Genomic DNA, 25,144 nt, shown 5'->3' on the forward strand with positions numbered 1-25,144 from the left:
GCCAGCGGAAGGGGAAATGGAGAGCAAGCTCACGGGCCAATCCCTACCCCCACCGCACCCGGCTACTCAGTCCGCTCGTAGCGCCAGGACGTTTTCTCCATCACCAGCCGGTGCCGCCCCGGCCCGGCAGCACCGGCGGATTCTCCGGCAGCACCGTCGTACTCCCCGTCGCCCTCCCAGACCAGGACCGCAGCGGGTTCATGTCCGGCGAGAGGCCGGGTCCGGAAGGTTTCGGGCTCCGTCCCCGCGATCCGGGCAAGGGCTGCATCGGCAGACGCATCGGCGGCCAGCGAGTGCAGCGTGACCCAGGTAGGCGGCACCAGCTGCATCAGCCCGTTGCGGTGCCGGTCCAATGCCTCGGACGGGGAAAGCCAAAGGTAGTTGAGCAGCTCCCCCGGGTTGAGCCGCACCGCTCCGGCGGGAGCTTTCGCCGCAAAGAACCAGGTCTGGTAGCGCCGGGGAATGTTCGAGGGCGGAATCCAGCAGGACAGCGGCACCAGGTCCTCCGGCCGCAGCACCAGCCCTGTCTCCTCCTCGGTCTCACGGACACCGGCACGGCGTGCCGCTTCCGCCTCGCCGCCGCCGTCGTCCCCGCCGCCGCCGTCGTCCTCGCCGCCGCCTTCAGCGACACTGCCGCCGTCGGCCCGGTCCTCCGGATCCACCCGCCCGCCGGGGAACACCCAGGCACCGCCGAAGGAACCGGCCGTGGGCCGTTCCAGCAGCAGCACCTCGGGTCCGGCGCCGGAATCCCTCAGCAGTACGACAGTGGCCGCCGTACCGGTCAGTTCGCTCATGTGCAGAGCATAACGAATACCGTCGGCGGCCACTCTAATAAGGGGCAGTGAAGGGCTAGAGCACCTTGGCCAGGAAGTCCTGCAGCCGGGGAGCCTGGGGACTGCCGAAGAGCAGTTCAGGGGTATTTTCCTCGACAATGTGGCCGTCGGCCATAAAGATCACGCGGTCAGCCACTTCGCGGGCGAAGCCCATTTCGTGGGTGACCACCACCATGGTCATACCTTCCCGGGCGAGGTCGCGGATAACCTGCAGCACTTCGCCCACCATTTCGGGGTCGAGGGCCGAGGTGGCCTCGTCGAAGAGCATGATGTCCGGCTGCATGGCCAGCGCACGGGCAATCGCCACGCGCTGCTTCTGGCCGCCGGAAAGCTGCGCCGGACGGGCGTTGGCCTTGTCGGACAGTCCCACCCGTTCCAGCAGTGCGAGGGCGGTCTTCCGGACCTCCGCCTTGGGTGCCTTCTTCAGCTGCACCGGGGCCAGCATGATGTTGTCCAGCACGGTCATGTGCGGGAACAGGTTGAAGTGCTGGAACACCATTCCGATGTGCTGGCGCACCTCGTTCAGGTTCACCTTGGGATCGGTGAGGTCGAAGTCATCAACCTTGACGGTGCCGCCCGTGATGTCTTCGAGCTTGTTCAGGCAGCGCAGGAACGTGGACTTGCCGGAGCCGGAGGGACCGATGACGCAGACCACTTCGCCCTCGGCGACGCTGACGTCCAGGCCCTTGAGGACCTCGTTGGATCCGTAGGACTTCCGCAGACCAATGGTTTGGATCTTGCTCACTTGTTAAACCTCTTATCCAGGACGTCCGCCAGCTTGGTCAGCAGCGTAATGACGATGAAGTACAGGGCAGCCACAATGAGGAGAACCTCGGCAGTCCGAAAGTTCACCGCGTAGATCTGCTGGCCCTGGTAGGTCAGCTCCGCGAAACCGATGACGGCTAGCAGGGAGGTGTCCTTCAAGGTAATGACGAACTGGTTGATGAAAGAAGGCGTCATGATCTTGATGGCCTGCGGAATGATGACCTTCTGCATCGTCTTTCCATAGCCCAGGCCCAGGCTGCGTGCTGCTTCCATCTGGCCGGGGTCCACGGACTGGATGCCGCCGCGGACAATCTCGGTCATGTAGGCGCCTGCGTTCAGGCTCAGGGTCAGCACACCGGCCGTGAGGACGTCCACCGGCTGGCCAATGATCTGCGGCAGGCCGAAGTAGAAGAAGAACGCCTGGACCAGGACCGGGGTGCCGCGGAAGATGCTCACGTAAACAGTGGCGATCCCTCGCAGGATCTTCGACGATCCCACCTTCAGGAAGCCGAAGAACACACCCAGGATGAGGGCGAAGAGCAGCGACAGCGCGGTGGCCAGCAGGGTCAGGCCCATGCCCTTGGCGAACGCGGGACCGTTGTCGGTAATCAGGGACCAGAAGCTGGAGTCCTTGGCGCCGGACTCCAGGTAGGTGTCCAGGATCTCGTCGTATTCGCCGCTTTCCTTCAGGTCGGCCAGGCCGTCGTTGAAGGCGGTAAGCAGCTCAGGGTTGGCACCCTTGTTGACCGCGAAGCCGTAGGAACTGCCGGCTTCCTTGTCGGTCACGGTCTTCAGGCCGTTGCCGGAAGCGACGCCGTAGGCCAGCACGGGGTAGTCATCAAACACGGCAACGGAACCGCCGGCTTTAACGTCGTCGTACATCTGGGCGGACTGCGCAAAGGCGACCACTTCGAAGCCGTACTGGTCCTTGATGGACTCGGCGAAGGTCTGGCCTTCGGTGCCGGTCTTGACCGCTACGCGCTTGCCGCGCAGGTCCTCGTACCCGGTAACGTCGTCGTTGTTCTCCGCGACGGCCATCTGGATGCCGGACTCGAAGTACGGGTCCGAGAAGTCGAAGACCTGACGGCGCTCGTCCGTGATGGACATACCGGCGATGACGCCGTCCACCTGGTTGGACTGCAGCGACTGCAGTGCCGCGTCAAAGCCGAGGGACTGGATTTCGACATTGAAGCCCTCCTCCTCGGCGATCGCGTTGAGAAGATCCATATCGATGCCGACAAGTTCGCCGTTTTCACGGAACTCGAACGGTGCGAACGTGGTGTCGGTGCCGACGACGAAGGTCTCGCCCTCGACGCCGTCCGCTGCGACTGCTCCGGCCGCAGGAATCCCCAGCAGCAAAGCCAGGGTTGCGAGGAAGGTGGTCAGCGGTACGGCCAGTTTAGCCGGGCCCTTTAAGGCCCGTTTGCCACTAAGCAAAGTAAACGTCTCCTAGCTCTTTCACTGCGGCCCACGCCGCAAATGCCCTCATAGAGACTACCTAGCGCAGTGGCAATGCAACGAACTGGAAAGGCCCTCAGGAGCGTGACCTAGGTCCCGTATCCGTAGAAGTAGCGTTCGAAAACGGCCCGGGCATGCCGGGTGAGCTTGAGGTAGTCCTCCTCAAGATCTCCGCCCTGACCTGCACCGTAACCGCACCAGCGGGCCACGGCGTCCAGTTCACGGCGGGAGGAGGGCAGCACGTCGGGGTTCCGTCCGCCCCGGATAACGTTTCCGCTTCGGACCCGGCTGGCCAGGAGCCAGGCCTGCCGCAGCGTATCGACGTCGACGGCGGGAAGCAGCCCCGCCGCCTCGATCGCGTCCAGGGCGGGAAGGGTGGACGTCGTGCGCATTTCGGGCACCCGCCGGGCATGCTGCAGCTGCAGCAGCTGGACAAGCCACTCGACGTCGCTGAGCCCGCCGCGTCCAAGTTTGAGCTGCCGCGAGGGGTCGGCGCCCCGGGGCAGGCGTTCGGCCTCCACCCGGGCCTTGATCCGGCGGATCTCCCGCACGTCCTTTTCCGTGGCCTCCTCCGGGTAGCGCACCGGGTCGACCAGGGCCATGAACTCCTCACCCAGGGCATCGCTGCCCGCCATCGGACGCGCCCTCAAAAGGGCCTGGGACTCCCAGATCAGCGACCACCGCTCGTAGTAGCCGCGGTAGGACTCCAGGCTGCGCACCAGCGGCCCCTGCCGTCCCTCGGGGCGCAGGCCGGCGTCGAGCACCAGGGTGCGCTCGGCCAGGACGGCCGGGGTGCACGGCTGCTGCAGGAAGGTGGAGATCTGGGAGACGATCTTCTCCGCCTGGGCCTGGGCCGCCGACGGGTCGACGCCGGGCAGCGGGCGGTGGACATACATCACGTCCGCGTCGGAGCCGTAGCCGATCTCCCGTCCACCCTGCCGGCCCATGGCAACCACCAGCAGGTCGGTGAGTTTCCCGCCGCTGTCGAACACCTCGGACTCGGCGACGTGCAGGGCTCCCAGTACGGCGGCCCGGTCGGCATCCGCCAGGGCGCGGCCGACCTCCTGCTGGCTGAGCAGGCCGGCACTGTCGGCAATGGCAATGCGCAGCATCTCCCGCCGCCGGATCAGCCGGATCAGCCGCATGGCTTCGCCGGGGCGGGGGTGGCGGGACATCTTCGACTGGATTTCCTGCCACTGGGTGTCGAAGGGCACGGGTGCCAGTTCCTTGTCCGAGGCCAGCCAGGCGGTGGATTCCGGCGAAACCTCGAGCAGGTCGGTAATGAACCGGCTGGACGACAGGATCGAGCACAGCCGCTCCCCCGCTGCTGAGGAATCGCGCAGCATCCCCAGGTACCAGTGCGTATCGCCCAGGTTTTCGCTGAGCCGCCGGAAACCCAGCAGACCGGCGTCGGGGTCCACGCCGTCGGCCAGCCAGGCGAGCAGCACTGGAAGCAGCTGCCGTTGCAGCGCTGCCCGCCTGCTTACCCCTACTGTGAGGGCTTCGATGTGGCGCATCGCACCCTTGGGGTCCGCATAGCCCAGTGCCGCGAGGCGTGCCTGGGCCGCCTCGGGGGTCAGCCGGACCTCGTCCGCGCTGAGGTTCGACGCCGTGCTCAGCAGCGGCCGGTAGAAAATGCTTTCGTGCAGCCGCCGCACCAGCCGTTTGGTGCGCTGCCACTGCTCCCGGAGGCGTTCCGCGCTGGGCCGTTCCGGGGACAGGGAACCGGCGCTGGACTTGGCCAGTGCCCGCAGCGCCTCTTCGTTCTCGGGCATCAGGTGGGTACGGCGCATGTGCACCATCTGGATCCGGTGCTCGAGCACCCGCAGGTAGCGGTAGGACGTGTCCAGTTCCCCGGCGTCGGTCCGTCCGATGTAGCCCGCGTCGCTGAGGGCCGCGATGGCAGCAGTGGTGGTGCGCACGCGCAGCGTTTCGTCCACCCGGCCGTGCACCAGCTGCAGCAGCTGGACGGTGAACTCGACGTCGCGCAGCCCGCCGCTGCCGAGCTTCAGCTGCCGTGCCTCTTCATGGGCGGGAATATTGTCCGTGACCCGGCGGCGCATGGCCTGCACCGATTCGACGAATCCATCACGTTCGGAACTGGTCCAGATCAAGGGAGCAACGGCTTCTTCGTAGCGCCGTCCCAGCTCCCGGTCTCCGGCCATGGCCCGGGCCTTCAGCAGTGCCTGGAACTCCCAGCTGTGCGCCCACCGCTGGTAATAGTTCAAGTAGGAGTCCAGGGTCCGCACCAACGGGCCGTCCTTGCCCTCCGGGCGCAGGTTGGTATCCACTTCCCAGAGCGGGGGCTCCGGTGCCGAGGCGTTGATGGCCCGGGAAATACCGGCAGCCAGCGCGGTCCCGACCGCGGAGGCCCGGTCTTCCGGCAGGCCGGAGGACTCGATCACGTACATAACGTCCACGTCGGAGATGTAGTTCAGCTCCTGGGCGCCGGCCTTGCCCATGCCGATGACCGCGAGGCGGACAGCGGAGATCTCCTCCGCCGGATAGCTGACCGCCAGCTCCGCACGGGAGACTGCAAGGGCCGCCTCCAGTGCTGCGCCGGCAAGGTCGGCGAGCTCGCGCCCGGCCGCCGGAAGGTAGTCGGTGGGCGACGCCGCCCCGAGGTCCCGCACCGCCAGATCCAGCAGGTGACGGCGGTACCGGGACCGCAGCGCCACGTAGGCCTCCGTGCCCGTCAGTCCGGCCACGGGTGCGGCGCCGGTGCCTGCATGCACGGCATCCAGCAGCGAGGCGCGCAGGGTCGGCTCGTCGGTGCTTCCCGGTTCGGCCCGCAGCTGCCGGTGCAGCACCCCGACATCCTCGGGATGGCGCATCAGGAATTCCGCCAGGGCCTCGGAGGCACCCAGCAGGCGGAACAGGGCTTCGCTTTGTTCGGCACCGGCGTTCACCAGTTCCACCAGCTCCGGGGCACGCCCGATCAGGCGCACCAGGGACTGGAGCGCGAGATCCGGATCGGCCGAGAAGTTGAACCCGGCAAACAGGGCATCCTCGTCCACGGCTTCCAGTTCCGCGGCGGCCAGGAAACGCGTGCTTTTTTCCAGGTCGCGGAAACCTGTGGCGATCAGCCGTCGGGTCAGGCTCATCGGTACCTCCGTCACGGGGACTCCCCTAGAGGATGCCCAGGTTCTTCTGCAGCTCGAACCGGGTCACCTGCTGGCGGTATTCGTTCCAGTCGGCGCGCTTGTTGCGCAGGAAGTTCTCGAACACCTGCTCACCCAGGATGTCGGCCACCAGCTCCGAGTCCTCCATCACGCGGACCGCGTCATGCAGTGACGCCGGCAGCGGATCGTGGCCCATGGCGCGGCGTTCGGCGGCGCTCAGGCTCTCGATGTCGTCTTCGGCGCCCGGCGGCAGCTCGTAACCTTCTTCGATGCCCTTCAGCCCTGCACCGAGGAGCACGGCGTAGGACAGGTACGGGTTGGCCGCGGAGTCGATGCCGCGGTATTCGATGCGGGCGGACTGCCCCTTGTTCGGCTTGTACAGCGGCACCCGCAGCAGGGCGGACCGGTTGTTGTGTCCCCAGGACAGGTAGCTGGGCGCTTCTCCGCCGCCCCAGAGCCGCTTGTAGGAGTTCACGAACTGGTTGGTGACGGCGGTGAATTCCGGAGCGTGCCGCAGGATGCCCGCCATGAACTGGCGTGCGGTGGTGGAGAGCTGGAACTCGGCACCGGCCTGGAAGAAGGCGTTGCTGTCACCCTCGAAGAGGGAGAAGTGGGTGTGCATGCCGGAGCCGGGGTGGTGCGAGAAGGGTTTGGGCATAAAGCTCGCGTAGCAGTTGGTCATCAACGCGACTTCCTTGACCACTGTGCGGAAGGTCATGATGTTGTCCGCGGTCTGCAGGGCGTCGGCGTAGCGCAGATCGATCTCGTTCTGGCCCGGACCGGCTTCGTGGTGGCTGAACTCCACGGAAATGCCGACGGCCTCCAACATGGACACTGCCGTGCGGCGGAAGTCCTGGGCCACCCCGCCCGGAACGTGGTCGAAGTAGCCTGCCTGGTCCACGGGAACGGGCTGGCCGTCTTCGCCGAGCTCGTCCGACTTCAGCAGGTAGAACTCGATCTCGGGGTGGGTGTAACAGGTGAAGCCCATGTCCGCGGCCTTGGCCAGCTGGCGCTTGAGCACGTTCCGCGGATCGGCAGCCGAGGGCTGTCCGTCCGGGGTGAGGATGTCGCAGAACATCCGTGAGGTCTGCTCCTCGTCGCCGCGCCAGGGCAGGATCTGGAAGGTGGAGGGGTCCGGCTGGGCCAGCAGGTCCGATTCGAAGATCCGGGCCAGGCCCTCGATCGAGGAACCGTCAAAGCCCAGCCCCTCCTCAAAGGCGCCTTCGACTTCAGCAGGGGCCAGCGCCACGGATTTCAGCTGGCCGACGACGTCGGTAAACCACAACCGCACAAACCGGACATCGCGCTCCTCGATGGTGCGCAGAACGAATTCCTGCTGGCGGTTCATCCTTACCTTCTTTCCTGTACCCGGGGGCAGACGTGTGAAACCCTCTTCACTCTACCCACGCGGAGAGGATTTCGGCTCCAGCCGCGGACCGTGACGTGGCTGGGCGACGCCGGACGTCATCCGTCCGGCAGGCCGACGGGCAGCGTTCTTTAGTAGGCTCGGAACATGACCAGTGCCGAACAGCCCCCTCCGTACGCCGCAGCCTCCACGGACCCTTCCGTTCCCGCAGCACCGGCGCTGAAGAAAATCCGCATTTCACACCTGCAGCAGCTGAAGGACACCGGCGGCCGGTTCGCCATGCTGACCGCCTACGACCAGTACGCCGCCGGCATCTTCGACGAGGCAGGCATCGAGGTGCTGCTGGTCGGCGATTCCGCCGCGAACAACGTGATGGGCCATGCCACCACGCTGCCCATCACCATGGACGAGATGATCGTCTTCGCGCGTTCAGTCACGGCCGGCGCGTCACACGCCCTGGTGGTCTGCGACCTGCCCTTCGGCTCCTACGAGGTCTCCCCCGCCCAGGCGATCGAATCCTCGGTCCGGCTGATGAAGGAAGGCCTGGTGCATGCGGTGAAGATGGAAGGCGGCCGGCACTACGTTGACCATGTCCGGGCCATGACCGCCGCCGGCATCCCGGTGATGGCGCACATCGGCTTTACTCCACAGGCAGAGCACGCCCTCGGCGGCTACAAGGTGCAGGGCCGGGGCGACGCCGGGGCGGAGGTGGTCCGGGACGCCGAGGCCCTCGCCGAAGCCGGCGCGTTCTGCGTCCTGATGGAGATGGTTCCCGCCGACGTCGCCGCAGAGGTCGACGCCGCTGTCCGGGTCCCGACCATCGGCATTGGTGCGGGCAACGCCACCACGGGCCAGGTGCTGGTCTGGCAGGACATGGCCGGACTGCGCGGCGGAAAGCAGCCGCGTTTCGTCAAAGCGTTCGCGGACCTGCGGACCGAGCTGTCCCGGGCGGCAAAGGAGTACGCGGACGAGGTCCGCAGTGGTTCCTTCCCCGGCCCGGAACACAGCTTCTAGGAATCCCGCCCGGCTCCCGGGCAGCCGTTGAGGGCACGCGCGGACGCGGCTCCTAGTTGTCTTCGTCCGCGTCCCAGGCCTTGTTCCGTGCCTGCACCTTCTGCAGCGCCAGCTCGGCTTCCTCCCGGGTGGGGTACGGCCCCAGCAGCTTGGTCCAGTCCGACTGCGGGCCTTCCTCCACCTGGTGGGTCACTACGTTGAACCAGAAATCGGCCATGGGGTCCTCCTGTTGACGTGGGGTGTGCCGGCACCGTGCCGGACGGCTCGTCCCGCCGTCGGGCGGGCTGGCGATAAGATCGATGGTATGCCCCAGAAACTTGCCACCGCACCCGCTGGACACCTCACACCGGGAAGCGTGAGCCCCCGCCGGCCCGTGCCGGCGTCGATCCCCCGTCCCGAATACGTGGACAAGAAGGCGCCCGCACCGTTCACCGGGTCCGAGGTGAAGTCGCCGGAAACGATCGAAAAGATCCGGACCGCGAGCAAGGTCGCCGCCCAGGCCATCGTCGAGGTCGGCCGGCACATCACCCCCGGCGTCACCACCGATGAGCTGGACCGGATCGGCCACGAGTTCCTGCTGGACCACCATGCCTACCCGTCCACGCTGGGCTACCGCGGCTTCCCGAAGTCCCTGTGCTCTTCCGTGAACGAGGTCATCTGCCACGGCATTCCGGACACCACCGTCCTTGCCGACGGCGACATCATCAACATCGACATCACCGCGTACATGGACGGCGTGCACGGCGACACCAACTGGACCTTCCTCGTGGGAGACGTCGACGACGAGTCACGGCTCCTCGTGGAGCGCACCCAGGAATCCCTGCGCCGGGCCATCAAGGCCGTTGCCCCGGGCCGGGAAATCAACGTCATTGGCCGTACCATCGAGTCCTACGCCAAGCGTTTCGGCTACGGCGTGGTCCGGGACTTCACCGGCCACGGCGTCGGCGAAGCCTTCCACACCGGCCTGATCATCCCGCATTACGACGCCGCGCCCGCCTACAGCAGGCTGATTGAACCGGGAATGGTGTTTACGATTGAACCTATGCTCACACTTGGCACCATCGAGTGGGACATGTGGGATGACAATTGGACAGTCCTGACCAAGGACCGCAAACGCACTGCACAGTTCGAGCACACCCTGCTCGTTACTGATGACGGCGCCGAAGTTCTGACCCTTCCCTGATCCGCTGACCCGAGCTCAGAACTACTACTGGAGAATCATGGCCAAGAAGCATAAGTCCGACAAACACGTCGACGCCGTCATCGGAATTGATATCGGGGGCACGGGCATCAAGGGCGGCATAGTCGACCTGGCCAAGGGCAAGCTGATTGGCGACCGTTTCCGCATTCCCACCCCGCAGCCCGCCACCCCCGAAGCCGTTGCCGGCGTCGTGGCAGAGATCGTGGCCGAACTGTCCGCCCGGCCCGGCGGCCCCGGCCCGGAGGTCCCTGTGGGCGTCACGTTCCCGGCCATCATCTCCCACGGCATCGCCCGCTCGGCTGCCAACGTGGATAACAGCTGGATCGACACGGACGTTGACACCCTGCTCACCAAGGCGCTTGGGCGCGATGTGCAGGTGATGAACGACGCCGACGCCGCCGGCCTGGCGGAGGCCCGCTACGGCGCCGGCCGCGAGGTGGACGGCACCGTCCTGGTGATCACCCTGGGCACGGGCATCGGCTCGGCCCTGATCTACAAGGGCCTGCTGGTTCCCAACGCAGAGCTCGGCCACCTGGAAATCGACGGGCACGACGCCGAGACCAAGGCTTCCGCCTCAGCCCGGGAACGCGACGGCATCAGCTGGGAGGAATACGCCGAACGGCTCCAGCGCTATTTCTCGCACGTGGAGTTCCTCTTCTCCCCCGATCTGTTCGTGATCGGCGGCGGAATCTCCAAGCGCAGCGAGGACTTCCTCCCGCTGCTGAACCTGCGCACTCCGCTGGTCACCGCCAACCTGAAGAACAACGCGGGCATTGTCGGGGCCGCCCTTCAGGCAGCCATGCACTTCAAGTACCTCAAGTAGCCGGTCAGACCGCAAAAGCGGCGGAAGGGTTTCCTTCCGCCGCTTTTGCAATGTCTGGTACAGGTACGGCAGTGCTCCAGCCGCAGTGGCCTACTGGGCGGTCAGCGGCCGCTGGGTACCGGACGGCACCCGGCTGGAGCTTTCCCGGGCTTCCGCCCGCAGCTTCCCGATCGCCGTCTCAAAATCTTCGAGGGACTCGAAGGACTGGTACACGCTCGCAAACCGCAGGTACGCCACCTGGTCCAGCTTCTGCAGCGGAGTGAGGATGGCCAGCCCGACCTCGTGGGCATCGATCTCTGCCACGCCGCTGGCCCTGATGGTCTCTTCCACTTCCTGCGCGAGCATGGCCAGGTCATCCTCGCTGACCGGGCGGCCCTGGCAGGCCTTCCGCGCACCGTTGATCACCTTGCTGCGGCTGAAGGGTTCGCCCACCCCGGAACGCTTGATCACGCTCAGGCTGGTGGTCTCCACAGTGGAGAAACGGCGTCCGCACTGTGGACACTGCCGGCGGCGGCGGATGGCCGATCCGTCGTCGGCCAGGCGGCTGTCGACGACGCGGGAATCAGCGTTGCGGCAAAACGGACAGTACATATCCCGTCCTTTCGCGAAGGGGCCTTATGGTGCTCTCACTATAGGGCCCGCACTGCCCCAATACCAAGCGTGGAACCACAACATGTAGTACTCGTCGGTACTACATGTAGGTAGTCCACGTTCCGCCTGCCTCAGTTATTCGAAGCGGATACTGACTGCGTCCCCGTGGGCGGGCAGGTCCTCGGCACGGGAGAGGGCCACAATGTCGCCGCTGACTTCCTCCAACGCTTCGCGGTTGTAGCTGACCACCTGGATGGCACGCATGAAGGTGGTCACGTTCAGTCCGGAAGAGAACGCCGCGGTTCCGCCCGTGGGCAGCACGTGGTTGGAGCCGGCGCAGTAATCGCCCAGGCTGACGGGGCTGTAATCCCCCACGAAAATGGCTCCGGCGCTGCGGATCCGCGCCGCCACCGCTTCGGCGTCGGCTGTCTGGATTTCCAGGTGCTCGGCGGCGTAGGCGTCGCACACAGCTATGCCCTGTTCCAGTCCGTCCACGAGGATTACGCCGGACTGTGTGCCGGAAAGCGCCGTTCGTACTCGTTCGCTGTGCTTGGTGTCCGCAACCTGGCGTCCCAGTTCCACCCGGACGGCCGCGGCAAGCTGCTCCGATGCCGTGACGAGGACAGAACCGGCGTTCGGATCGTGCTCGGCCTGGCTGACCAGGTCCGCTGCCACCAGCCGCGGGTCCGCAGTTTCGTCGGCGAGGACCATGATCTCGGTGGGACCGGCCTCCGAATCAATACCGACAACACCCTTCACCAGGCGCTTGGCAGTCGCGACAAACACGTTTCCGGGACCGGTGACTACATCCACGGGCAGGATCGCCGCATTGTCTCCGTCGGCCGCCACACCGTAGGCAAAGGCGGCAACAGCCTGCGCGCCGCCCACCGCGTACACCTCGTCAATTCCCAGCAGTTTTGCCGCAGCCAGGATGGTGGGGTGGGGCAACCCGCCGAATTCCTTCTGCGGCGGGGAGGCAAGGGCGAGGGACTCGACACCGGCCGCCTGCGCCGGCACCACGTTCATCACCACCGACGACGGGTACACCGCCAGGCCGCCGGGGACGTAAAGCCCCACGCGGGACACCGGCATCCAGCGGTGGGTCAGCACCGCACCGGGACGGATTTCCACCCGGGCGTCGGCAGGGCGCTGTGCCTGCGCAAAGATCCGGGTCCGTTCGATCGCCGTTTCGAGCGCGGCCCGGACGGCCGGGTCCAGCTTTTCCAGTGCCGAGTCCAGTGCTTCGGCGGGAACCCGGACCTGTTCCTGGGCCACGCCGTCGAACCGCTGCGCCAGTTCCGTCAATGCGGTGAATCCCCGGGTGCGGACGTCGGTGATGATCGCCGTAACGGCATCAGACGCGGAGTCGAAGGACGCCTGGGCCCGCGGCATGGCACCCTTGAGCCCGGCCGGGCTCAAATGCCGGCCGCGCAGATCGATGGTGCGGAAGGATTCGAAAGCTGCTTCGGGGCTGGAGGATTTCACGTCTTCCAGTCTACCCAAGCCCTCTTCGGGCGTTCACGGCGAGTACCCGCGTTACGGCTGCGAATGAGGCCTGGGACGGGTGAAGTTCTGCCACGCGATGGCTGCGAGGTTCAACTGGGCCGGTTGCGCGTCGCCTCCGGCAATCTGCTCGTTCAGCCGCCCGTCGTAAAGCGCCAGCAGTGACCGGGCCAGTTCCGAGACATCGACCGTAAATTCCGTGTCCTGCGCCTCGGCGACCCGGATCAGGGCAGCGGTCACAGCCTCCGACAGGACAGCCCGCTGGTCGGCGACCACGGTGCGCACGCGCTCAGACCTCCGGGCGGCCAGCAGGAGCTCCAGCCGCACGGCATGCCACACGGTGTCGGACGTAAAATCCGCCATGCCTTCGAGGGTGTGCTCGATGACGGCTGTGGGTTCCAGCCCACCGGGGCGAAGCCAGTGGTCCAGCTGCCGGTTGAGCCGTTCAGCCAACTGCCGGGCGTGGTCTTCGTACATAGCCAGCGCCAGTTCCGTTTTCGAGGCGAAGTTGCTGTAAAAAGCACCCCTGGTGAAGCCCGCCGCGGCGCACAGCTCCTCGACGCTGGCACCCTCAAGGCCCCGCTCCGCAAAGACCGCAGCCGAAGTGGCCAGCAGGCGGCTTCTCGTCGCCGTCCTCGACCTTTTGGCGGGTTCGGCTTCAACGGGCCCCATGGTGGTCCTCTCTCCGGCAGTGCATCTCCTCACGATACATGGGTGTATCGTCATGGAAGTCAATACACGAGTGTATCCAAGTCGTTAGTGTATCCAAGTCGTCCGTTAGAGGATCTGCCCGCATGTCCACCTCCACACCAACGCGTCCCCGCCACGCCGCCCGCCCGGAGGGCGGGCCCCCGGTCTCCCCGTACCGGTCCCCCATGTTCTGGCTGCTTCCCATCCTGGTGGTTGTCCTCCTGGCGGCCATCGGGACCGGACTCTATATGGGTGGGCTCGCCAATCCGACGGCACACCTGAAGGACTTCCCGGTTGCCGTGGTTAACGAGGACGCCGGCACGGACCCTGCCGCCGAAAACGCTCCGCAGAATCTGGGCCGGGAGATCGTGGACGGCTTTGCTGACCGGGCTGCGGAAGGGGACACGCTGGACCTGCGGATCCTCTCCTGGGCGGACGCCCGGGAGCAGCTCGAGAACGGCGAGGTGTACGCTGCCGTGGTCATCCCCGAGACGTTCTCCGCGGACGCCGCAGGACTGGTCTCCGGAGCGCTGACCGTGGAGCCAACCGCCCGCCCCGACATCACCGTCTACACCGACCCGAAGGCCGGTGCACTGGCCGCACGCCTGGCGGCCGGCATCATCGAACCCGGGTTGAAGGAAGCCAGCACCTCCCTGGGGGAACAGCTCAGCAGCGCCGCGGAGGATGCCGAAGTCCAGGCGCGGGCCCTGGTGGAGCAGCAACTGGCCGCATCCCAGGATGACCAGGCCCGCCGGACGCTGGAAGCTGCCACCCAGGCAGGCCCGGCCACCGAGGCCTTTGCGCGGCAGCTCACCCAGCAGCAGGCCGGGACACCGGCCCAGCTGGCGGACAAGCTGGCCCCCACGGTCAGTGCTTCCTCCACCCTGCTGCTGCAGGATCCGGTGCACATCACCTCGGCCACCTATCACCAGGTGGAAGAAGGCACGGCCCTGGGAATGGGCTCGTTCTACTACGCCATCCTGCTCCTGGTCCTGGGGCTGACCGGTTCCATTGGCGTTAATCTCCTGGTCGACGGGCGGCTGGGGATCACACCCCTGGAAATAGGGCCGCAGTTCCTCCAGGCCCGGCGCACCACACCCTCCCGCTGGATGACCATGCTGGTCAAGTGGGGAATCTTTGTTACTGCGGCGGCACCCGCGGCAGGCGTGGTGATGTGGGTGGCCTCCGCGGCCGATGTTCCCCTGCCCAACGGGGGCACGCTGTTCCTGGTCAGCTGGCTGGCCATGTCTGCTGTTTCGGCGGCGGTGTTTACCCTGCTGACCCTCTTTGGCAATGCGGGCCTGCTGGTTTCCATGATCTACCTGGTGCTTATGGGCCTGCCCTCGTCCGGGGCAGTGGTGCCGGTCGAGGCCCTGCCCGGATTCTTCCGGGCGATCGCCCCCTGGGAACCCCTGCACCACATAGCCACAGCCGTCCGCAGCGTCCTGTACTTCGGGTCGGGGACCAATACCGGGCTGGGCGCCGATGTGCTGGCCCTGACCGTCATCCTGGTGGTCTCGCTGCTTGTCGGCATCCTGACGGGCGCCGCCTATGACCGGTTCTTTGGCCGCCGCGGGGCCAAGGCAACCGGCGTGGCAGCGGCCTGACCGGGCCCCGCCCTACACGTCCAGGCAGGCCGGCCCCAGCAGCACCTTCAGGTCGCCGAACAGGGACGGAGTGGGGTTGACCCGCATATCCACGCCCAGCTTCATCACTTCCACCGTGCGGGATCCGTTGAGCCGGATCTGCACCTCGGAGGTGCCCGGATGTGTCCGGAGCACGTCACCCAGCTGGGTCACCACGGTTTCGGTCGCCTTGTAGGTGGCCATGGAGATGACCACCGGACCGGAATGGCCCTCGCTGAGGTCGGGAACGGTGAGTTCCTGCGCGTTCAGCGTCACGGCGCCGTCGTCCCGGCGCTGCAGCCGGCCGCGGACCACCACGATCAGGTCCTCGGCCAGTACCGCGGCAATCGGTCCGTAGACCTGGCCGAAGAACATGACCTCCATGGAGCCTGCCAGGTCCTCGATTTCACAGCGTGCATACGCGTTGCCGCTGTTCTTGGCAATCCTGCGCTGCAGCGAGGTGATCATGCCCGCAATGGTGACGATGGCGCCGTCGGCCGGGCCGTCCTCCCCCACGATGTTGGTGATCGACGAGTCCGCGTGCTGGCTGAGGATGCCTTCCAGGCCCTGCAGCGGATGGTCCGAGACATACAGGCCAAGCATGTCCCGCTCGAAGGAGAGCTTGTCCTTCTTCTCCCACTCCGGCAGGTCCGGGATGTCGATACTGATCGAGTCCTCCGGCTCCTGGTCGGAAATGGCGGCGAACAGGTCGAACTGGCCCACAGCCTCGTTGCGCTTGAGCACCACCACGGAGTCGATGGCTTCTTCGTGGATCATTGCCAGCGGGCGGCGGGCATGGCCCATCGAGTCGAAGGCGCCGGCCTTGATCAGGGACTCGATGGTGCGCTTGTTGCACACCACCGCCGGAACCTTCATCAGGAAGTCCTTGAAGTTGGTGTAGGCACCCTTCTCTTCCCGGGCCGCCACCATCGCCTGCACCACGTTGGTGCCGACGTTGCGGATAGCGCCCATGCCGAAGCGGATGTCCTTGCCCACAGGGGTGAAGTTCACCGAGGACTCGTTCACGTCCGGCGGCAGCACCGTAATGCCCATCTTGCGGCATTCATTCAGGTACAGGGCGAGCTTGTCCTTGTCATCACCCACGGAGGTGAGCAGGGCCGCCATGTATTCGGCCGGATACTGGGCCTTCAGGTAGGCGGTCCAGTAGGAGACGACGCCGTAGGCCGCGGAGTGCGCCTTGTTGAAGGCGTAGTCGGAGAAGGGCAGCAGGATGTCCCAGAGCGCCTTGATGGCCGCTTCGGAGTAGCCGCGGTCCACCATGCCCTGGTGGAAACCGGCGTACTGCTTATCCAGCTCCGATTTCTTCTTCTTGCCCATGGCACGGCGGAGGATATCTGCCTGGCCCAGGCTGAACCCCGCCACCTTCTGGGCGATGGCCATCACCTGCTCCTGATAGACAATCAGGCCGTAGGTGGTGTTCAGGATTTCCGCGAGCGGTTCCTCGAGCTCCGGGTGGATCGGGGTGATTTCCTGCTGGCCGGTCTTGCGCAGGGCGTAGTTCGTGTGCGAGTTCGCACCCATGGGACCCGGCCGGTACAGGGCGATGACAGCGGAGATGTCTTCAAAGTTATCCGGACGCATGCTCTTGAGCAGCGACCGCATAGGCCCGCCGTCGAGCTGGAAGACGCCCAGCGTGTCACCGCTGGCAAGGAGGTCGTAGGCTTCCTTCAAATCCAGCGGCAGGTCTTCCAGGACCAGGTCCTCGCCGCGGTTGTTCTTGATGTTCTCCACCGCGTCGGAGACGATCGTCAGGTTCCGCAGGCCGAGGAAGTCCATCTTGATCAGCCCCAGGCCTTCGCAGGTGGGGTAATCGAACTGCGTGATGACCTGGCCGTCCTGCTCGCGGCGCATGATCGGGATGATGTCGATCAGCGGATCGGAGGACATGATCACGCCGGCGGCGTGCACGCCCCACTGGCGCTTCAGGCCTTCAAGCCCCAGAGCGGTCTCGAACACACGCTGGGAATCCGGGTCGGTGCGCAGCAGTTCGCGCAGCTCCTCGGCCTCCCCGTAGCGCTTGGCTTCCTTGTTGTGCACGTCGGCCAGGGACAGGCCTTTGCCCATCACGTCCGGCGGCATCGCCTTGGTCAGGCGTTCTCCGACCGAGAAGGGGTACCCCATCACGCGGGAGGAGTCCTTCAGGGCCTGCTTGGCCTTGATGGTGCCGTAGGTGACGATCATGGCAACGCGCTCGTCGCCGTACTTCTCTGTCACGTAGTGGATCACTTCGGAGCGGCGCCGATCATCGAAGTCGACGTCGAAGTCAGGCATGGACACGCGGTCCGGGTTCAGGAAGCGCTCGAAGATCAGGCCGTGCTGCAGCGGGTCCAGGTCCGTGATGCCCATCGCGTAGGCAGCCATTGAGCCGGCACCGGAGCCACGGCCCGGGCCGACCCGGATGCCGTTCTTCTTCGCCCAGTTGATGAAGTCGGCCACCACCAGGAAGTAGCCGGGAAAGCCCATCTGGACGATAATGCCGACCTCATAGTTGGCACGCTTGCGCACGTCGTCGGAGATGCCGCCCGGGTAGCGGCGCTGCAGGCCCGCTTCGACCTCCTTGACGAACCAGGACTCCTCGTTCTCACCCTCCGGAGTCGGAAAGCGCGGCATGTAGTTGGCCTTGGTGTTGAACTCGACGTCGCAGCGCTCGGCGATGAGCAGGGTGTTGTCGCAGGCGTCCGGGTGGTCGCGGAAGATGGCCCGCATTTCGTCCGGGGACTTGAGGTAGAACTCGTCGGCGTCGAACTTGAACCGTTTGGGGTCGGCCAGCGAGGAGCCGGACTGCACGCACAGCAGCGCCGCATGCGCGGAGGCGTCTTCGGCGTGGGTGTAGTGCAGGTCGTTGGTGGCCACCAGTGGCAGCTGCAGCTCGCGGGCCAGCTTGATCAGGTCCGCCTGCACGTTCCGCTCGATGTCCAGCCCGTGGTCCATCAGCTCGCAGAAGAAGTTTTCCTTGCCAAAGATGTCGCGGAAGTCCGATGCCGCCTGGACGGCCTCCCGGTACAGTCCCAGGCGCAGCTTGGTCTGGACTTCGCCGGAGGGGCAGCCGGTGGTGGCAATCAGGCCCTTGCCGTAGGTCTGCAGGAGGTCCCGGTCCATGCGCGGCTTGTAGAGGTAGCCTTCGAGCGAGGCCAGGGAGGACATCCGGAAGAGGTTGTGCATCCCCTCGGTGCTCTCGGCCCACATGGTCATGTGGGTGTAGGCGCCGGCACCGGACACGTCGTTGCGGCCGCCGTCGCCCCACTTCACACGCGTCTTGTCCGCGCGGGCGGTACCCGGGGTGAGGTAGGCCTCCACGCCGATGATCGGCTTGATGCCGGCGCCGCGGGCCTTGTTCCAGAAGTCGAAGGCGCCGAACACAAAACCGTGGTCGGTGGTTGCCAGGGCATTCATGCCCAGCTCGTCGGCGTGGCTGAACAGATCCGTCAGCCGGGCAGCCCCGTCGAGCATCGAATATTCGGTGTGGTTGTGAAGATGGACAAACGATTTCGACGTACTAGTTGCTGAAGCCACCAGTACATTCTAGGCCCCCGGGCGCGGCGTGTCGGACGCCGCCGCGCCGGGTGCGGTCCCCCTGGAAGGGCCTAGACCTCGCCGCTGCGCAGAGCGTCGACGGCGTACTGCAGGTCCTGCGGGTACTCGCTGACGAACTCGACATATTCCCCCGTGGCGGGGTGGGTGAAGCCCAGTTTCCGGGCGTGCAGCCACTGGCGGGTGAGCCCCAGCTCGGCCGCCAGCTTCGCGTCGGCACCGTAGGTGAGGTCTCCCGCACAGGGGTGCCGCAGGGCCGAGAAGTGGACGCGGATCTGGTGTGTGCGTCCCGTCTCCAGGTGCACTTCCACCAGCGAAGCCTTCCCGAAGGCCTCCAGCACCTCGTAGTGGGTCACCGATGGACGGCCGCCCTCGACGACGGCAAACCGCCAGTCGTAGCCCGGGTGCCGGCCGATCGGGGCGTCAATAGTGCCCTTCAGCGGATCGGGCAGTCCCTGGACCACTGCGTGGTACATCTTGTCGACGGTGCGTTCCTTGAACGCCTGCTTCAGCAGCGTGTAGGCATGCTCGGTCTTGGCAACCACCATGACTCCGGACGTGCCGACGTCGAGCCGGTGGACAATGCCCTGGCGCTCAGGGGCGCCGGAAGTGGAGATCCGGTAACCGGCAGCGGCCAGCGCGCCGACCACTGTGGGACCAACCCATCCGGGTGAGGGATGCGCAGCTACCCCGACGGGCTTGTCGATAACCACGAAGTGTTCATCGTCCGCCAGGATCAGCAGGTCGTCGACAGGCTCGACGACGACGGCCAGCGGGTCGCGCTGCTCCGGCACGTCCGCGGTGATTTCCTGTCCGGCATGCAGTTTGTCGGACTTGGACAGCACCCGGCCGCCGGAACTGAAGTAACCGTCGGCGCACCAGGTGGCGGCGGTGTTACGGGAAACGTCCAGCAGCCCGGCGAGAACGGCATCGGCACGCTTGCCGTCTGCTTCTTCGGGGACCGCGAACACGGCATGCAGTTCATTCATCGTGCTTCCCCTCCATCGTGCTGCTTCACTTCTGTGCGTGTGGACGGCGTGCGTACGCCGTCCATACCGATGCCGCGCAGGGTCAGCAGGCAGACCAGGATGACGCCGCTGACTACGCAGGAATCGGCGATGTTGAAGATGGCGAAGTTCGGGAAGGCGATGAAGTCCACTACGTGGCCCTGCCCGAAGGACGGTTCGCGGAAGAGCCGGTCGGTTAGGTTGCCGAGGGCACCGCCGAGCACCAGGCCCAGGGCGGTGGCCCAGGCGAGGGACCGCAGGCGGAACATCAGATAGACCAGGAACCCGGCAACCAGCACCATGATGATCGTGAAGACCCAGGTGTAGTCGGTGCCGATGGAAAACGCAGCCCCGGGATTGCGGATGAAGTGCCAGCGCAGAACGGGCGGCAGGACGTCGGTCACCTGCCCCTCGGTCATGGTGCGGACAACCCACATCTTGGTGAGCTGGTCGGCGACGACGGCGGCAACCGCCAGCGCGAGCATGGTGTACGCGGAGGTGCTCCTCCGGGCGCGGCCGCGCTCGGCGCCGGCGCTGCCCGGTGTCTGCGGTGAGGAAGTGGTCATGGTGCTTTCGTGATCTGGTGCCTGCCCGATTCATCGTGCAGGCAAGATGGAACAAAAACCAAGGGCCGGCGGCCGGGGTTACCCGGCCACCGGCCCTTGGTGAGTTATACGGTATTGCTACCTTATCCCTACTTTACTTCTACTCTGCTTCTGCTTTTTCCTACTTGACGACTCTGTTAGTGCCAATCCAGTAGTTCAGGTCCAGGACCATCGGCGCAATTACGCGTCTGCGGTCTCCGAAGCGACAGAACCGCGTGCATCCAGGTCACGCAGCTGGCCTTCGATGTAAGCCTTCAGGCGTGAACGGTAGTCGCGCTCGAATCCGCGGAGCTGCTCAACCTTGCGCTCCAGGACAGCCTTCTGCTGCTCCAGGGTGCTGAGGATCTTGCGGCTCTTCTCCTGGGCGTCGCTGACGAGGCCGCTGGCTTCGATCTGTGCTTCCGCAATGATCTTGTCGCGCTGCTCAACGCCGGCACCAACGTAGTCATCGTGCATCTTCTGGGCCATGGCCAGGATGCCGGCTGCGCTCTCAGTGCTGTTGCCGTTGGAAGCTGCGAGGGGCTCCGGCTTGTGCTCGACCGGCGCCGGACGCTCTTCGACGCGCGGAGCTTCGACCTTCGGCTCCGGCTTCGGCTCCTCGCGGACCTGCTCGGTCTTCGGGGCAGCTGCCACCGGGGCGGGGACCGAGTTGGAGGAGGACCCGCCGGCCGCGGCGTCAGCCAGCTGGCGGCGGAGGTCTTCGTTTTCGGAGTTCAGCCGGCGCAGTTCCACCACGATCTCGTCGAGGAAGTCATCGACTTCGTCCTGGTCATAGCCTTCCCGGAATTTGGTCGGCTGGAACCGCTTGTTGACAACATCTTCTGGCGTCAGAGCCATCTGGTCACCTCATACTGGATTATAAGATTCGCCTGCGAGTCAAGCAGGCGGTTCTACGTAGAGAAATACGGACATACAAAATGTGGGGTTGTATTCGCTTTCACACTATATCGTTTGGGTTCCGAAAACTAACCGGACCCCAGCGGCGCCTGACTGCTAGCGCGCGACGCCGACGACAATCTGCGTGAGTATCGATACGAGGATAAACAGCACGAGGAAGGCCAGGTCCAGCGCCACGCCGCCAAGCCGCAGCGGCGGGATGATGCGCCTGAACAACCGCACCGGGGGGTCGGTGACACCGTACACGCCTGTGGCGAGCACGAGGGCCGGTCCCTTGGGCCGCCACTGCCGGGCAAACATCTGCACGGCGTCGTACACGATCCGCAGGATGAGTGCGAGCTGGAAAAGCACCAGCACCAAATACACCAGTGGAAGAATGATATTCACGCGCAGGGTTTCATTTCCGGAAGTCGGTCGGCAGCTCCCGCGGCCCGTTGATACGGGCCTTGGGTTAGCTCTGGTTAAAGAAAGTGGCTTGCGATTCGCTGATCTTCTTGTCGTCGCCCAGGACTTCAACATAGGAAGGCGACAGCAGGAAGACCTTGTTGGTCACACGCTCAATGCTACCGCGCAGGCCGAAGACAAGGCCCGCGGAGAAGTCGACGAGCCGCTTGGCATCCGCCTCCCCCATGTCGGTGACGTTCATGATGACGGGGATGCCGTCACGGAAGCTTTCACCGATGAGCTTGGCGTCATTGTAGGAACGGGGGTGGACGGTGGTGATCTGACGCAGGCCGGACACGTCCTCACGGGACGACGGTGCGCGCTTGATGGGTGTCACGGGTGCGCGGTACTCCTCCACTGCATTGCGGACGACGGGGGCGGGAACAGCCTCCGGTGCCTCCTCGTCGGGCTCATGGATGGGAGCATAATCTTCCTCCCGGGCAGGAGCTTCCCGCAGCTGCCGCTGTTCGGACTCGTAGTGCTCGTCACCATCGGCGAGCCCAAGGTAAATCATTGTCCTGCGCATTGCGCCAGCCATGGTTGCTCCTCTAATCCTTCAACGCCTAGCTGCCCATTACTGTACTGATACTGCACGGTGCTGCGCGGCGGCTGTGTGGTGTTTGTACTTCGACGCTACCGTACCGGCGGGCGCGCGCCCAGAACATCGGACCCGATTCTCAGGTGTGTCGCTCCGTGGGCGACCGCGGCTTCCAGGTCCGAACTCATGCCGGCCGAAATGCTCCGGGCATCCGGGTATTGGCGCTGCAGCTGCGCCGAGAGCTGCTGCAGCCGGCCGAAGGCTTCCCCGGCGTCTGCGCCGAGCGGCGCCACGGCCATCAGGCCGGTGAGCACCAGTCCGTTTGTGGCGGCTACGGCCTCGGCCAGCCGGGGCAGGTCCCCGGGGTCGGCTCCCCCGCGCCCGGGATCTGCTGCCCGTGCAGCCTCGGGGCGCAGGTCCACCTGGAGGAAGCACGAGAGGTCCGCGCGGGGGGCGGCGCCGTCGTCTTCCCGGCGCCGCTGCTCCGCGGCCATCGCCTTGCCGAGTGCGCCGATCAGGGAGGCGCGGTCCACCGAGTGCACGGCGGCGGCATAGCGGACCACGGACTTGGCCTTATTGGACTGCAGCTGGCCAATAAAGTGCCAGTTCAGGTCCAGCTGCGCCAGGGCGGCCGCTTTCGCCGCGGCTTCCTGGTCCTTGTTCTCACCGACATCCCGCACGCCGAGCCGGGCCAGGATCTCGACGTCGGACGCTGGAAAGTACTTGGTGACCACTATCAGGTGCGGCTCGGCTGATTGCCGTGCGGCGGAAGCAATGCGGCTGCGGACGTGCTGCAGCCGGTCCCGCAGCTCTTCCGCCCGGGAGGGAGTTGTTGGAGTCATGGTTATTCCATTATCCCTGCCGGCTCGATCCTGCCGCTCCACGCTGCAGCTCCATCATTCCGCTCTGCGGCCGGGATCACGGACGCTGCCAGACCACGCCGGCGAGCCGCCCGGTGGACGGGTCCCTCCGGTGGGAAAACAGCTGCTCATTCTCCAGCGTGCAGCCGGCTATCCGTTCCACGGCCACGCCAAGGCCGGCCAGCTGCGCCTCCGCCCCGGCCGGAAGGTCCAGGGCGGGGGTACCGCTGCGGGTGGTTGCCGCCGTCGACGGCAGCAGGGCTGCAGCTTCCGACTGCATGGCTGCCGGAACCTCGTAGCACTCTCCACAGACACAGGGGCCTATCCAGGCGCGGATACCGGCGCCGCCCGCAGCCTCGATCCGCTCGACCGCCGCAGGCAGGATGTTGTCCAGCAGGCCGCGGCGGCCGGCATGCACCGCCGCAGTCACCGGGTTTCCATCCGGACGGATACCGGCCAAAAGGACCGGCACACAGTCTGCGACCATCACCGCCAGGGGCGCACTGCCGTCCACACTGATCAACCCGTCCGCGGTGGGCGCCGTGCCGGCCGTGCCTGGCTCGGCGATGACCGCTGAGTGGACCTGGTTCATGAAGCGCAGGGAACCGGCCTGGACGCCCATCACCGACTCAAGCTCTGCCCGGCGGCGCAGGACAGCCTGCGGATCATCCCCCACATGCAAAGCGAGGTTGCCCGCAGATGTGTTGGTGAAGCCCACCCACAGGTTGTCGCCAACCTGCCGGTGCCACCAAAACATCCGGGACAACCCCTCTGTCATGCTCAGCTGTTCTTACTCTGCTGGTCTTGCTCTGCTGTTCTGCCTATCCGGCGTCCTACTTCAGGAAGTCCGGCACGTCCAGGTCATCCGGGCGGCCGGTGGAAAGATCGGACTCCACCACTGCCGGAAGATCGATGTCAAAGCCTGCATCGGCGGGGACGTCACTGTGCTGGTGCGACCGCTGCGACCAGGCCGACAGGCCTGCGGACGCCGGAGCAGCAGCTGCGAAGCCGCCTGCGGCCGGTGCGGAGGACGGCGGGGTGGCCGGCTCTGCGGGCTTGTGCGAGACCGGCTGCGAGGTGACATCCACCTGGTCGAAGCCCGCTGCGATGACCGTGACGCGTGCTTCGTCGCCCAGGGCATCGTCAATGACGGCGCCGAAGATGATGTTGGCTTCGGGGTGGGCCACTTCCTGGACCAGGCGTGCGGCCTCGTTGATCTCGAACAGGCCGAGGTCGGAGCCGCCCTGGATGGAGAGCAGCACGCCGTGTGCGCCGTCGATCGAGGCTTCGAGCAGAGGTGAGGCTATTGCCAGTTCTGCAGCCTTGACCGCACGGTCCTCGCCGCGTGCCGAACCGATACCCATGAGCGCCGAACCGGCACCCTGCATCACGGACTTGACGTCCGCGAAGTCAAGGTTGATCAGACCCGGGGTGGTGATGAGGTCGGTGATGCCCTGGACACCGGAGAGCAGGACCTGGTCCGCGGAGCGGAAGGCATCCAGCATCGACACATTGCGGTCGCTGATGGAAAGCAGGCGGTCATTCGGGATGACGATAAGCGTGTCGACTTCGTCGCGCAGCGTATCGATGCCCGACTCGGCCTGGTTTGAGCGCCGGCGGCCTTCGAAGGTGAAGGGGCGGGTGACGACGCCGATGGTGAGGGCACCCAGGGAGCGGGCAATCCGGGCGACGACGGGAGCGCCGCCGGTACCCGTTCCGCCACCTTCGCCGGCGGTCACGAAGACCATGTCGGCGCCGCGGAGGACTTCCTCGATTTCTTCGGCGTGGTCCTCGGCGGCCTTGCGGCCCACCTCGGGATCAGCGCCGGCGCCCAGTCCGCGGGTGAGCTCGCGTCCGACGTCAAGCTTGACGTCGGCGTCGCTCATGAGCAGAGCCTGCGCATCCGTGTTGATGGCGATGAACTCCACGCCGCGGAGGCCTACATCGATCATCCGGTTTACGGCGTTCACGCCACCGCCGCCGATGCCGACGACCTTGATGACGGCCAAGTAATTCTGCGGTGCTGCCACGTCCTGTGTCCCTTGTTCGAATCTGTGCAACTTGATGTTTTCTGCAACTGCTTGTTTCTGCTGCAACTGCCTGCGTTCTGCAGCTGCGTGTGTCCTGCGAACCGGTCTGCCTTCAACCGGTTCCCGGCCGCCGACACCCCCGCGGTTTCCAGCGGAATCCCGGAGATTCCCGCTGGAGGCCAGGCCGAAAACCTTGAACCGACAAAACCCTAACCCTCAA

Annotated in this window: 22 protein-coding genes; 4 read left to right on the forward strand and 18 right to left on the reverse strand. The window is 65.8% G+C overall.

Translation table 11 applies throughout. The annotated features are described in order from the left end of the window. Window positions 1-62 precede the first annotated feature (62 nt). The 5 genes from QNO10_RS08945 to QNO10_RS08965 form a co-directional block, all read right to left on the reverse strand. Window positions 63-794, reverse strand: coding sequence for an NUDIX hydrolase (locus QNO10_RS08945; protein ID WP_229947600.1), 732 nt, complete (start codon window positions 792-794; stop codon window positions 63-65). A 55-nt stretch (window positions 795-849) separates the two neighbouring features. After that, window positions 850-1,578: an amino acid ABC transporter ATP-binding protein gene (locus QNO10_RS08950; protein ID WP_229947598.1), complete on the reverse strand. Its 729-nt coding sequence runs from the start codon at window positions 1,576-1,578 to the stop codon at window positions 850-852. Next, a complete protein-coding gene (locus tag QNO10_RS08955) occupies window positions 1,575-3,035 on the reverse strand; it encodes an amino acid ABC transporter substrate-binding protein/permease (RefSeq protein ID WP_229947595.1) in 1,461 nt (486 codons plus the stop codon). Before QNO10_RS08955 ends, QNO10_RS08950 begins: the two co-directional genes overlap by 4 nt. 110 nt (window positions 3,036-3,145) lie before the next feature. Next, window positions 3,146-6,160: a bifunctional [glutamine synthetase] adenylyltransferase/[glutamine synthetase]-adenylyl-L-tyrosine phosphorylase gene (locus QNO10_RS08960; RefSeq protein ID WP_229947997.1), complete on the reverse strand. Its 3,015-nt coding sequence runs from the start codon at window positions 6,158-6,160 to the stop codon at window positions 3,146-3,148. A gap of 25 nt (window positions 6,161-6,185) precedes the next feature. Then, window positions 6,186-7,526 carry a glutamine synthetase family protein gene (locus QNO10_RS08965; protein WP_229947593.1) on the reverse strand — a complete coding sequence of 447 codons (1,341 nt, stop codon included), beginning with the start codon at window positions 7,524-7,526 and terminating at the stop codon, window positions 6,186-6,188. A 165-nt stretch (window positions 7,527-7,691) separates the two neighbouring features. On the opposite strand from QNO10_RS08965, the gene panB reads away from it, so the two are divergent. Next, complete coding sequence (gene panB / locus QNO10_RS08970) at window positions 7,692-8,558, forward strand: 3-methyl-2-oxobutanoate hydroxymethyltransferase (protein WP_229947591.1); 867 nt, start codon at window positions 7,692-7,694, stop codon at window positions 8,556-8,558. Window positions 8,559-8,610: 52 nt separating this feature from the next. On the opposite strand, the gene QNO10_RS08975 is transcribed toward panB, so the two are convergent. Beyond that, window positions 8,611-8,775, reverse strand: coding sequence for an SPOR domain-containing protein (locus tag QNO10_RS08975; protein WP_229947589.1), 165 nt, complete (start codon window positions 8,773-8,775; stop codon window positions 8,611-8,613). 87 nt (window positions 8,776-8,862) lie between these two features. Here QNO10_RS08975 and map point away from each other — a divergent pair, with 87 nt between their 5' ends. Together map and ppgK are read left to right on the forward strand one after the other, a co-directional pair. Next, entirely contained in the window at window positions 8,863-9,741 is an 879-nt protein-coding gene (gene map, locus QNO10_RS08980; protein WP_229947587.1) for a type I methionyl aminopeptidase, read from the forward strand. A gap of 37 nt (window positions 9,742-9,778) precedes the next feature. Next, window positions 9,779-10,582, forward strand: a complete 804-nt coding sequence (gene ppgK / locus QNO10_RS08985; protein ID WP_229947585.1) for a polyphosphate--glucose phosphotransferase — start codon at window positions 9,779-9,781, stop codon at window positions 10,580-10,582. A gap of 90 nt (window positions 10,583-10,672) precedes the next feature. Here the strand turns inward: ppgK and nrdR are convergent, their stop codons facing one another. From nrdR to QNO10_RS09000, 3 genes are all read right to left on the reverse strand, one after another. Next, window positions 10,673-11,173 (reverse strand): transcriptional regulator NrdR, encoded by a 501-nt coding sequence (gene nrdR / locus QNO10_RS08990; RefSeq protein WP_229947575.1) that lies wholly within the window; start codon window positions 11,171-11,173, stop codon window positions 10,673-10,675. A 135-nt stretch (window positions 11,174-11,308) separates the two neighbouring features. After that, complete coding sequence (gene hisD / locus QNO10_RS08995; RefSeq protein ID WP_229947572.1) at window positions 11,309-12,658, reverse strand: histidinol dehydrogenase; 1,350 nt, start codon at window positions 12,656-12,658, stop codon at window positions 11,309-11,311. Window positions 12,659-12,709: 51 nt separating this feature from the next. Continuing rightward, the gene (locus tag QNO10_RS09000; RefSeq protein ID WP_229947570.1) at window positions 12,710-13,348 is read right to left on the reverse strand and encodes a TetR/AcrR family transcriptional regulator; all 639 of its coding nucleotides are present in this window, start codon (window positions 13,346-13,348) and stop codon (window positions 12,710-12,712) included. A gap of 122 nt (window positions 13,349-13,470) precedes the next feature. On the opposite strand from QNO10_RS09000, the gene QNO10_RS09005 reads away from it, so the two are divergent. Beyond that, window positions 13,471-14,973 carry a YhgE/Pip domain-containing protein gene (locus tag QNO10_RS09005; RefSeq protein ID WP_229947568.1) on the forward strand — a complete coding sequence of 501 codons (1,503 nt, stop codon included), beginning with the start codon at window positions 13,471-13,473 and terminating at the stop codon, window positions 14,971-14,973. 12 nt (window positions 14,974-14,985) lie between these two features. Here the strand turns inward: QNO10_RS09005 and dnaE are convergent, their stop codons facing one another. The 9 genes from dnaE to ftsZ form a co-directional block, all read right to left on the reverse strand. Further along, window positions 14,986-18,525 (reverse strand): DNA polymerase III subunit alpha, encoded by a 3,540-nt coding sequence (gene dnaE, locus QNO10_RS09010; RefSeq protein WP_283995873.1) that lies wholly within the window; start codon window positions 18,523-18,525, stop codon window positions 14,986-14,988. 71 nt (window positions 18,526-18,596) lie between these two features. Beyond that, the gene (locus QNO10_RS09015) at window positions 18,597-19,532 is read right to left on the reverse strand and encodes an RluA family pseudouridine synthase (RefSeq protein WP_229947567.1); all 936 of its coding nucleotides are present in this window, start codon (window positions 19,530-19,532) and stop codon (window positions 18,597-18,599) included. Beyond that, window positions 19,529-20,116, reverse strand: coding sequence for a signal peptidase II (lspA, locus tag QNO10_RS09020; protein WP_229947565.1), 588 nt, complete (start codon window positions 20,114-20,116; stop codon window positions 19,529-19,531). Before lspA ends, QNO10_RS09015 begins: the two co-directional genes overlap by 4 nt. Window positions 20,117-20,335: 219 nt before the next feature. Beyond that, complete coding sequence (locus tag QNO10_RS09025) at window positions 20,336-20,992, reverse strand: DivIVA domain-containing protein (RefSeq protein WP_229947564.1); 657 nt, start codon at window positions 20,990-20,992, stop codon at window positions 20,336-20,338. Between the two features lie 156 nt (window positions 20,993-21,148). After that, on the reverse strand, window positions 21,149-21,439 hold the full coding sequence (locus tag QNO10_RS09030; protein WP_227922585.1) for a YggT family protein: 291 nt from the start codon (window positions 21,437-21,439) through the stop codon (window positions 21,149-21,151). 64 nt (window positions 21,440-21,503) lie between these two features. Next, window positions 21,504-22,034, reverse strand: coding sequence for a cell division protein SepF (locus tag QNO10_RS09035; RefSeq protein WP_229947561.1), 531 nt, complete (start codon window positions 22,032-22,034; stop codon window positions 21,504-21,506). 95 nt (window positions 22,035-22,129) lie between these two features. Next, the gene (locus tag QNO10_RS09040) at window positions 22,130-22,876 is read right to left on the reverse strand and encodes a YggS family pyridoxal phosphate-dependent enzyme (RefSeq protein ID WP_229947559.1); all 747 of its coding nucleotides are present in this window, start codon (window positions 22,874-22,876) and stop codon (window positions 22,130-22,132) included. A gap of 76 nt (window positions 22,877-22,952) precedes the next feature. Then, window positions 22,953-23,672: a purine nucleoside phosphorylase YfiH/LACC1 family protein gene (locus QNO10_RS09045; protein WP_331460326.1), complete on the reverse strand. Its 720-nt coding sequence runs from the start codon at window positions 23,670-23,672 to the stop codon at window positions 22,953-22,955. A 55-nt stretch (window positions 23,673-23,727) separates the two neighbouring features. After that, window positions 23,728-24,924 carry a cell division protein FtsZ gene (ftsZ, locus tag QNO10_RS09050; RefSeq protein WP_229947558.1) on the reverse strand — a complete coding sequence of 399 codons (1,197 nt, stop codon included), beginning with the start codon at window positions 24,922-24,924 and terminating at the stop codon, window positions 23,728-23,730. Window positions 24,925-25,144 lie beyond the last annotated feature (220 nt).

It is taken from the genome of Arthrobacter sp. zg-Y919 (assembly GCF_030142045.1).
Classification (GTDB): Bacteria; Actinomycetota; Actinomycetes; order Actinomycetales; family Micrococcaceae; genus Arthrobacter_B.